12 protein-coding genes and 1 tRNA gene are annotated in these 8,526 nt (G+C 41.0%); 5 read left to right on the top strand and 8 right to left on the bottom strand.

Annotated features, from left to right (window positions below):
- Window positions 1-206: 206 nt before the first annotated feature.
- A tRNA-Ile gene (locus R7M92_RS24420) sits at window positions 207-282 on the top strand.
- A gap of 222 nt (window positions 283-504) precedes the next feature.
- Here the strand turns inward: R7M92_RS24420 and R7M92_RS24415 are convergent.
- The 4 genes from R7M92_RS24415 to R7M92_RS24400 form a co-directional block, all read right to left on the bottom strand.
- A complete protein-coding gene (locus R7M92_RS24415) occupies window positions 505-636 on the bottom strand; it encodes a hypothetical protein (RefSeq protein ID WP_017634400.1) in 132 nt (43 codons plus the stop codon).
- Between the two features lie 67 nt (window positions 637-703).
- Complete coding sequence (locus R7M92_RS24410) at window positions 704-1,348, bottom strand: integrase domain-containing protein (RefSeq protein ID WP_318134521.1); 645 nt, start codon at window positions 1,346-1,348, stop codon at window positions 704-706.
- The gene (locus tag R7M92_RS24405; protein WP_318134520.1) at window positions 1,349-1,579 is read right to left on the bottom strand and encodes a phage integrase N-terminal domain-containing protein; all 231 of its coding nucleotides are present in this window, start codon (window positions 1,577-1,579) and stop codon (window positions 1,349-1,351) included.
- A 483-nt stretch (window positions 1,580-2,062) separates the two neighbouring features.
- Window positions 2,063-2,386, bottom strand: coding sequence for a hypothetical protein (locus R7M92_RS24400; protein ID WP_017634402.1), 324 nt, complete (start codon window positions 2,384-2,386; stop codon window positions 2,063-2,065).
- A 325-nt stretch (window positions 2,387-2,711) separates the two neighbouring features.
- Here R7M92_RS24400 and R7M92_RS24395 point away from each other — a divergent pair, with 325 nt between their 5' ends.
- The 4 genes from R7M92_RS24395 to R7M92_RS24380 all read left to right on the top strand — a co-directional run bounded on the left by R7M92_RS24395 (window position 2,712) and on the right by R7M92_RS24380 (window position 5,295).
- Window positions 2,712-3,215: an Hcp family type VI secretion system effector gene (locus tag R7M92_RS24395; protein WP_206225470.1), complete on the top strand. Its 504-nt coding sequence runs from the start codon at window positions 2,712-2,714 to the stop codon at window positions 3,213-3,215.
- Complete coding sequence (locus R7M92_RS24390; protein WP_318134519.1) at window positions 3,212-3,997, top strand: DUF4225 domain-containing protein; 786 nt, start codon at window positions 3,212-3,214, stop codon at window positions 3,995-3,997. Before R7M92_RS24395 ends, R7M92_RS24390 begins: the two co-directional genes overlap by 4 nt.
- Before the next feature lie 384 nt (window positions 3,998-4,381).
- Entirely contained in the window at window positions 4,382-4,714 is a 333-nt protein-coding gene (locus R7M92_RS24385) for a hypothetical protein (protein ID WP_318134518.1), read from the top strand.
- A gap of 260 nt (window positions 4,715-4,974) precedes the next feature.
- Complete coding sequence (locus R7M92_RS24380) at window positions 4,975-5,295, top strand: hypothetical protein (RefSeq protein ID WP_206225466.1); 321 nt, start codon at window positions 4,975-4,977, stop codon at window positions 5,293-5,295.
- A gap of 139 nt (window positions 5,296-5,434) precedes the next feature.
- Here the strand turns inward: R7M92_RS24380 and R7M92_RS24375 are convergent, their stop codons facing one another.
- The 4 genes from R7M92_RS24375 to R7M92_RS24360 all read right to left on the bottom strand — a co-directional run.
- A complete protein-coding gene (locus R7M92_RS24375; protein WP_134990532.1) occupies window positions 5,435-5,629 on the bottom strand; it encodes a helix-turn-helix transcriptional regulator in 195 nt (64 codons plus the stop codon).
- Between the two features lie 189 nt (window positions 5,630-5,818).
- On the bottom strand, window positions 5,819-7,087 hold the full coding sequence (locus R7M92_RS24370) for a VapE domain-containing protein (protein ID WP_318134512.1): 1,269 nt from the start codon (window positions 7,085-7,087) through the stop codon (window positions 5,819-5,821).
- Window positions 7,071-7,271, bottom strand: a complete 201-nt coding sequence (locus R7M92_RS24365) for a helix-turn-helix transcriptional regulator (protein WP_017634407.1) — start codon at window positions 7,269-7,271, stop codon at window positions 7,071-7,073. The genes R7M92_RS24370 and R7M92_RS24365 overlap by 17 nt, the downstream gene beginning before the upstream one ends.
- Before the next feature lie 608 nt (window positions 7,272-7,879).
- A partial coding sequence (locus R7M92_RS24360; RefSeq protein ID WP_318134511.1) for a leucine-rich repeat domain-containing protein occupies window positions 7,880-8,526 on the bottom strand: 647 nt, incomplete at its 5' end.

Below are 8,526 nucleotides of genomic sequence, written 5' to 3'. Positions count from 1 at the left end.
TTAGCATGAGTAGTTTTACAGGCAAAGCCGAAACGGATGATAACCACCTACTGAAGTAGGTGGTTTAGGGCTGAAAATCAAAAAAGGTGACTTTAGGTCACCTTTTTTATTATCTACTGTTCTAAGTGGATAAAAACTAAGCGCAATTGCCCTAGTTGGTATCTAGACACCTTGCAACGCTTCCCCTATAATCGTTGTCCTATTAAGGCCCCTTAGCTCAGTGGTTAGAGCAGTCGACTCATAATCGATTGGTCCGCAGTTCAAGTCTGCGAGGGGCCACCATATTCTAGAAGGCGTAGCAGGTTAGTACCTGCTACGCTTTTTTTGTACCTAGTGATTTTGGGTGTAGTTGTGGGTGTAGTTAGGAAGTTGCTTAGCTCACAATTTTGGACGCTTTGCTGAGCTTGCCAACATTTTTCCATCACGAGCAGAACAGAAAATTCGATAAGATAATAAAAAGCGCCCCCTTATATGAAAGGGGGCGCTTTTTATTATCTGCCTATTTTACTCAATTCCGTGTTTGCGATCATACCAAATAGCTAACAAAGGCAAACCGATTGTACCAACGGTAACTAGAGCTAAAAATAAAAGTTGAGCTAAAGTCATACCCGTTACATCCAAAAGTTGTACTAACATATTGAAACCCGCCCTAGTGTTCTTGTGGTTATATTTTAACCTAAAAATACAAAACTTGATAATGTGCTTACCGGCCAAGATAGATAACTGTAATCTCTTCTCGCTCATGCCCTAACTCTCTACTAATAATAAGGCGAGCTTCTTTATCTGCACTTTTTTGCTCTCTACTCAGTTCTCTGCTAGTTAAACCACCCGCTTTAGGTGCATTCATTCCTGTCAGTTCTATGTATCGCTGTTGAGCATATTGATGGCGTAGACCATGGTTCTTGCATAACCCAACCTTCCTACAAGTATTTTCGTAGTGCTTTAGCTGTTGAATGTACTTTTTGCCTGCGGGAGTCAGAGAGCCTCTTGGGGCAATAGCTATAGCTCGTTCTAATACCTGCTTTTGATATTCGTTTCTGATTGGTACCTCTCGCGCCTTGCCACCTTTAGTCCAAGAACCCATTAAATGAATTCTATCTACTTTAATAGCTATACTGGGGTTAAACTTCAAAGCTTCTTCCCGCCTCAGACCGAATGCAGATTGTAGCTCTAACGCTATTTTTATATATGGGTCTGAGATTGCGTTAAACTTTACTTCATCAAGCTCTTTCGCCTTGTTGGTACTATTGTCACTGAAAACTCTCTTTCCTATCCCCAACTCTTCATTGGACTTGGGTAACAAATGCTCACGTCCAGTCTTTTCGAATACCCAACGAATATGTGCCATTCAGTTTTTTATAGTTCCAATGCTTAATCGTTGACTTTGCCAATGCTCAACCAAAAATTTTACGTGCTTTAACTTAAGTGTATGTGGAGTTAAGTGCCTGTACCCTCCTCTCTTTAATTGTTTTTCGATTTGGATGAGGATGTTTTTACGTGCAGCTTGAGAGGCATAACTCCCATCAATGTTGCGCTTCATTAACAAAACTAGGCCGTGTCGTAAATTTGGTTTGCTCATGACTCTTACTCCTAAACAAATAAGAGCCATATAGCTCATATGGCTCTATCTACTTGAAAAAATGATGGAGAAAACGTAATCAAACCACGTGAACCTGATGGTTAGTGATAAGCCCAATTCAAACTTATGGTTAGTAAGATGAATGCCTCAGAGACGATTAGGGCAAGAGTGATGGTTTGTGTATCGATAGTTACGAATGTCGTACATGATCTACTTGAAGAAGCGTGAGCATCTACGAGAAGAGCATTGTGACATCACAATGCTGGTTACGTTTCTTTCTCCTGTTGAACATTTATGATTTATGAAGAGTCTTTATAGCGACAGCTACTTTTTTATTTACGTGATGAGACTACCAATCTGTCACTTGGCTGTCACCAAGTGACCCCGCTTAAAAGAAATAACGAGAATATAGAAAAAATAAGGTGATGCGCTCGTAGTATACCTCCTGTCACTACCTATTTCACAGCTAGTGACAGGAGGGCTTTAACGTGCGTTCTTTATGCTGTTGAGCAGTGGTTCTTTGATATTATCGATACATAGAACAGCTTCTTGCAAAGACGATTCGAGGCGTGGATCAAAGTAACCATACTGAACGAATATCTGACGTTTGATGTCATCAGGAGATTTCAAGTAATTGATTATGTTTTCATCTGTAAGCTTAAATGGTGGCTCTTGAATTAACATGGCCGTAATTGCTTTAGCCATGACGGCGCGATGCTGCAAGTCCAAACTCGTGACAGCATCTCTAAACATACCTTCTATGTCTTCCATGTAGCGCTTCCAAATAAATTCGTCCATCTGCACCATGCATCCCCCTTTACGTTGTTTTGTTCGCACTGCGAACATTCACTTACAGTATCACTATAAGCGAATCAGAAAATCTTAATGTGAACAAAGCCAAGAGCAATGAATAAAAAGTAATGAGATGCTCTTCTAAGCAGTAATTAGATTAATACTAAGGCCTTCTATAGAGCCTAACTAAAGAATGCGGCTGACCTTCACGAATTTGATAATACCTGCTTTTAGATCGTCTTCACGGACATTTCAACTAATAAGAACATCGATATGCAAGGTGACCCACTTAGTTTAGTTTGCTAACATTTTTTGCACGTTTAATATTCAGGAAAAACCAATGAGTACAAAAGCTTACCTATCTATAGAGAGCATCATGAGTGGTTGTCTATCAACAGGCTGCAATACTTTCTATTCTATGGGAAACAGCTATCAGCTAGGTCATGAGGATGAGATTACCGTCCTATCTTTCTCTCATTCGATTGCACACGACAGCCGCTCGATCCATGCTCCAATTCAAATTGTTAAGAAAATTGATAAATCTTCACCAGTATTGGCTCAAGCGTGCTCCGATGGGGAAGAGTTAAAATGCCGCCTGACTTTTTATAGGCCAAATCATAAAGGTGGGGATGAGCTTTTTTATGAGATAACGTTGAGTGGTGCCCTAATTAGGTCAGTTTCATCTCATATGCCACATGTCGTCGACTTCAACGAAAGCGAGATGACAGAAACTATCGCTATTTCATACAGGGATATTAACTGGCGTCATGTTGGAGCAAACACTGCTGCTTTTGCATCTTGGATACAGCCACTTTCCGAACTTAAGGAAAAAGTAACCCAATGAGCAATATTCCTACGCACATAGAAGAAGACGAAGTAAGAGTTGCAGTTAGAGGCTTGCTTCGTCAAGCTAACATGTACAGCATGAGTCACTTGCAAGACCCAGCCGTCCAACATCAATTTCGGGAAGAATATCGTTTTCTTGGTCAATGCCTATTGAATGATTACAGAGATGGGATTCTAGTAGGAAGCAAAATTGTTCGTCTGGTAAAGCAAGAACGACAAAGCTTGATTGATCAAGCTCTTGAACTGGGCAAATATGGTATTGGTCTTATAGCTGGAGTAGGACAATTATCTGCTGGATATGGTATCTGTGTTACAAGCTCTGTTTTTTCTATAGCTGGCGCATCTTGGTGCAGTGGCGTTGGTACTCCAATGATTACTCACGGGGGAAACAACATTTATGAAAACTCATACAATATAACTGGTAATATCGTTCAGAACTGGAAAGGGCGATATACCGGTGATTATGGTGACAATAATAGCTTTATACGAAAAGGGTATCACTTAGCAGCAGAACAGATGGGAATGGCACCGAGAGATGGTGATGCCGCATACGCTGCCGTAGATATCGCAACAAGCTTATATGGATTAAAAAGCACTTTAAAGGCCGTCCCACATGCGAACGTGCCGAATGCTCGCCAATTTAAACTTTTTTACTACTCATCTAAAGATTTTTCGAAAGGGTGGAGAACAATGTCTAGTGGTGCATTACTCAACGAAACGTTTGGTAATTATAATACTGTGGAAGGTGCGATCTCCCCCTACCTTGAAGAGGGCCAATAATGTCAGTAGTGCAATACGCATTCATTAGTCTAATTGGACTAGGAACAAGTCACTTTTTGTCAGAGCGTTACAGAAAAAAAAATACTAATATAAGATTTATTTTATATGTTGCTGCGGCATGTGCATTTGGCCATCAGCACTACAGCATTTTGTTTGAAAAAACCATTGTCGACAATTGGTTATTCTTCATTAATTCTAACTCCGAAACTGTATCAGGCTCTCTGAGGTTTATGAGTTTTGTTTTCCTAGTGTCCACTACTGCTACATTACCACCATCTAAGTTTAGCAAGCTCTTTAATCACTTCTCTCGTCGTTATTGATTAAAGCGCTTCACAAAGTTCGGAAGCCTTATCTATAATTTGAAAGGCAATGTGAGGACGGAACATGGAAGATAAAAAAGCCCTCAGCCCACTATCAATACTCAGCATGACTTGTATTTCAATAATCGAAAGCATCATTTTAATTCTAGACGCCTCAAGAGATAGTGAAGATAGTGAGCATATAAGCTTTGACGATGGGCTATCAGACAACATCTACTTTGATGTTATCGGATGTGAGTTCGAGCGGGATTTAGAGGGTAAGTTGAGGAATAGGGTTACAGAAAACGCCATAGAGATAATTCAGATTGGTAGCTGGGGAAAAGTGACTCAACATTTACTGTACATTAAGTCACTTCATTCTAATTATATGCTTCAGTCAAGTGTATTTGTTTGGTGATAAGAGAAAGACCATAACCAATCGCCAGCTCCCGCTTCATCTAAAGGCACTGGCTCTTGGTTTAAGCCAAAGATCATCAATTTACCGCTTCTTCCATCTACACTATGAACCAGTTTAAGGTCAACAAGCTCAACTTTCCCATTAAATCTGCAAACGTAGTAAGAGCCTTCATTTGTAGGTTGGCTCATAAACCAAGGTGAGCGCTCTGGCCCTACTGCACTAAAACAATGGATAGAGCCGTACTTTAAGGAAAAGGAATAATGCCTTTATTGGAATATATTTTACTGAGTGTTCTCGGGGTATTGATTTGCCATTATTTTTCAGGTTTCTATTCTAAAAAAAATCATATTATTGCCTTCTTGGGATACTTATTTATTTTAGGCAACTTTGGTGGGCAGCATTATAATGTATTGTTTAATAAAGAATTTATTGATAACTGGCTGTTTTTCATTGAAACAAACAATAGCTACTACACTGATACCTACAGATTTGTCGCTATGCTTTTCTTATTCTTAACAACTCTGACGTTACCACCATCTAAGTTTGGCAAACTCTTCAAGCGTATCTCTCGTCGCTCTTGATTAAGGTTCCTCGTAAATAGTACCCCTATACATTGGTCCAATATTTAACTGATGCAGAACCAAACTGCCTATCCCAACAAGTGGAATTCACGTTCGCAGTGAGAAAAAAAGCGAGGCCTATAGCCTCGCGTACATAAATTTAATCTTTAAAAGTCTGTTCTTGCTCTACTAACCAATCAACAAAGTCTCGCTCACGCCATCCCAAACAACGTCCGTTGATTTGAATTGGTTTGGGAAAACATTTGTCTTTGGCCCACCAACGCCAGATCGTCCTCGGACTCCGACCTAGTGAATCTGAAACTTCTTTAAGGGACATAATTCGCTCTCTTGCCATGAGCGTCCTCCTTTTCTCATTTGATGACTGAACCAGTATCTTTGATAAAAAGAGGCGTAACGGTTTTAAGAGGTCGATTGATTGAATTGATCAGATGTTCGCAGTGCGAACGACATAAACTTGGTTTTTCTCAATTTACTTCACTTACTCCACTTTAAGTGAGTGAAGTAAAGTTATGAACATACAATCTCAGAAATGTGGACGATAGATGCTTGGAAACAAATACAGCCTGTAGCCATCTTTGTAACGAGTTTCAATTTTCCCCTCATCAGCTAATCGCTGTAGAGCTCTGCCGACATGAGCAACATAGTTACATGGTATGCCTAAGATCTGGCTAATTTGGCCAGGTGCAAGCCATTCAGTCTGGCTTCGATTATCATCAGCCTCCATTGATATTCGCTCCTGAAGCATTTTATACCAACGCCCTTTATCCAAATATTTATCTGATACCGTATCAACCAGAGCCTGCTCGTCCATTGACAGTACCCAAGGCTCACCAGCTTCATACATGTGCTTGACCTCCAACCAAAACTGCCGCAATGACTCGGGCTCTTCTTGGCGAAGGCTGCCAGTTCCGTTGTATTGCCACCCGAGAATCCGATTCACAGTAGTCATATCAATAGGTTCATTTAGTTCAATCACACCAAACCGAGTATTACCCGTTCTGTCCTTCAAGAAATCTTGGCCGTTTACCGTCGCTATCAAAAGCGTTTGCCTCGGTTTTTTGAGGTCGGTACGCGCATAGGGCAACCTGATCGTGTCTGCCTCTTGGGATATAAATGCTTTCAGCTGACCTTGACTGTGCTTTGTTGAAGACTCCAGTTCACCGAGTTCAACAATCCATGACTTAATAATAGGTAACACGCTATCTTTACAACGAGGATCTAAAGCCCGACCTACAAGAAATGCCCCTTGTACGATGTCACCTATTCTTGATAAGAAAGCAGTTTTTCTAAAAGACTGCTTACTCTGAAGCACTGGCACTAACTTACTGCTAAACCGAGGCTCGTACAACGCCGCAATACAACCAACAAGCCACCTCCGCATAATTAGCTCCGTAACTTCAGGTCTCTTAGAACGGATGCACCCAATAACTTTTTTCACTCGTTCGACGCCATCCCATTTAGAGTCAGCCAGATACAAAACAATAGGGTGATATGAACGCTCTTTTGCCAAAACATGTAGATGATCACCAATTGCTGCTTTTGGTACATCGAATCTTGCACATTCGCTTATCAGCTTACTCATTAACACCTCATATTCCATAACCTTACCGTTATGGATCACTTCTATCTCAGTGTTCATCGCATTTAAGTAAGGGATATACCCTTTGTGCTCTAACAGTACCCTTAGGTTGTCATCTGTATTCAGAATAAGCTTCTTAAGCCCTTCTTTTTTCTTGTCTGGAAAATCGAGTTGATGCTCGCTCGGCTGACTTTTATCACTTGCTGCTGTCACTTTTCCCCCCTTGATTCTCCATCCAGTTATCTAGCTCAGACTCTCGCCACCCAAGGCAGCGTCCATTAATCAGAATGGGTTTCGGAAATGTTTTCTCTTTTGCCCACCATCGCCAAATAGTTTTGGGAGTTCGTCCTAAGGCTTCAGAGACCTCTTTCAAGGACATGATTCGGTTATGTGTCATCAACTTTCTCCTTATCTCATCAAATGACAGGAGTTAGTATCTTGGAAAAAAAAGGAGGGAACGGTTTTAGGAGGCCGATTGCTTTAATTGTTCTTGTCAACAAACTGCAACCAGAGAAAACTGCTCGCAGTGCGAACAGAAGATGAAACTCGGAGCCAAAAGATTTGCTAATAAAAAGTTTGTCGTGATCGACTCAGGCTCCTTCTGGACATAAATTAATTTAGGGCTTCAGTAGCGCTTTCGCTTTCGGATAACTCTTAGTATTGCAAAACGCAATCAGGCTCCCCTTACAGCAGTACTTTAGATAGAAGAAATTGGACAATTCTGAGTCAGTGATTTTACTAATTTAGCATTTTACGGATAACTTTTAGCACCCCAAAGCACAAGCAGTCGTCGCTTCTTACAATCGAACATTAGCAAAACATGAATAAATTAAGGTATGGCAAAGTGAGTTTGCAAGTACTTGACGATTAGTTAAATCGCACTAGTTCGAAGGTTATGTTTAGGTACAGATTGTTAAACACCATTGCGTTAAATACCCATACATCTGATGAAAACACCTAATATCCAGAAACGTTGGGTACTGCCTTATGTTAAAATTTAAACTGTTAATTTCCATTAATTTTTACACCAATATCAAACGGCGCTGCCCAATGAGAAGACACCGTAGCTGGGAGAGTCACGCTGGTGAGCTGGTTGTTATAAAACGCACGACTTCCAATGGTGGTCACAGAGTCTGGTATAACCACACTGGTGAGCTTGTTGTTCATAAACGCAGTATTTTGAATGGTGGTCACCGAATCTGGTATAACCACTCTGGCGAGCTGGTTGTTCATAAACGCCCCATTTCCAATGGTGGTCACAGAGTCTGGTATAACCACACTGGTGAGCTGATTGCCTTTAAACGCATCATTTCCAATGGTGGTCACCAAATCTGGTATAACCACACTGGTGAGCTGATTGCCTTTAAACGCCCTAGTTTCAATGGTGGTCACCGAATCTGGTATAACCACATCAGTGAGCCTGTTATTAGCAAACGCCCGCTTCCCTATCGAGGTCAATGTATCAGGGAGAATTACGCTGGTGAGCATATTATCAGCGAACACACTGTCACCAAGGGAGGTCACCGAGTCAGGGATTGTCACTCTGGTGAGCTGATTCTCTCCAAACGCATACTCTCCAATTGTGGTCACCGAATTTGGGATGGTTACGCTGGTGAGGTTGTTTAAAGAAAACGCACTATTTCCAATTGTGG

The organism is Vibrio sp. Vb2880 (assembly GCF_033337975.1).
Taxonomy (GTDB): domain Bacteria; phylum Pseudomonadota; class Gammaproteobacteria; order Enterobacterales; family Vibrionaceae; genus Vibrio; species Vibrio alginolyticus.
Note: the sequence above shows the minus strand (reverse complement) of the source record. Positions and strands in the feature narration are given on the sequence as shown.

What these genes read in the sequence shown, in the direction of transcription:
- R7M92_RS24415 (WP_017634400.1), bottom strand. Translation starts at nt 636, where the DNA reads ATGTTAGTACAACTTTTGGATGTAACGGGTATGACTTTAGCTCAACTT.
- R7M92_RS24410 (WP_318134521.1), bottom strand. Translation starts at nt 1,348, where the DNA reads ATGGCACATATTCGTTGGGTATTCGAAAAGACTGGACGTGAGCATTTG.
- R7M92_RS24405 (WP_318134520.1), bottom strand. Translation starts at nt 1,579, where the DNA reads ATGAGCAAACCAAATTTACGACACGGCCTAGTTTTGTTAATGAAGCGC.
- R7M92_RS24400 (WP_017634402.1), bottom strand. Translation starts at nt 2,386, where the DNA reads ATGGTGCAGATGGACGAATTTATTTGGAAGCGCTACATGGAAGACATA.
- R7M92_RS24395 (WP_206225470.1), top strand. Translation starts at nt 2,712, where the DNA reads ATGAGTACAAAAGCTTACCTATCTATAGAGAGCATCATGAGTGGTTGT.
- R7M92_RS24390 (WP_318134519.1), top strand. Translation starts at nt 3,212, where the DNA reads ATGAGCAATATTCCTACGCACATAGAAGAAGACGAAGTAAGAGTTGCA.
- R7M92_RS24385 (WP_318134518.1), top strand. Translation starts at nt 4,382, where the DNA reads ATGGAAGATAAAAAAGCCCTCAGCCCACTATCAATACTCAGCATGACT.
- R7M92_RS24380 (WP_206225466.1), top strand. Translation starts at nt 4,975, where the DNA reads ATGCCTTTATTGGAATATATTTTACTGAGTGTTCTCGGGGTATTGATT.
- R7M92_RS24375 (WP_134990532.1), bottom strand. Translation starts at nt 5,629, where the DNA reads ATGGCAAGAGAGCGAATTATGTCCCTTAAAGAAGTTTCAGATTCACTA.
- R7M92_RS24365 (WP_017634407.1), bottom strand. Translation starts at nt 7,271, where the DNA reads ATGACACATAACCGAATCATGTCCTTGAAAGAGGTCTCTGAAGCCTTA.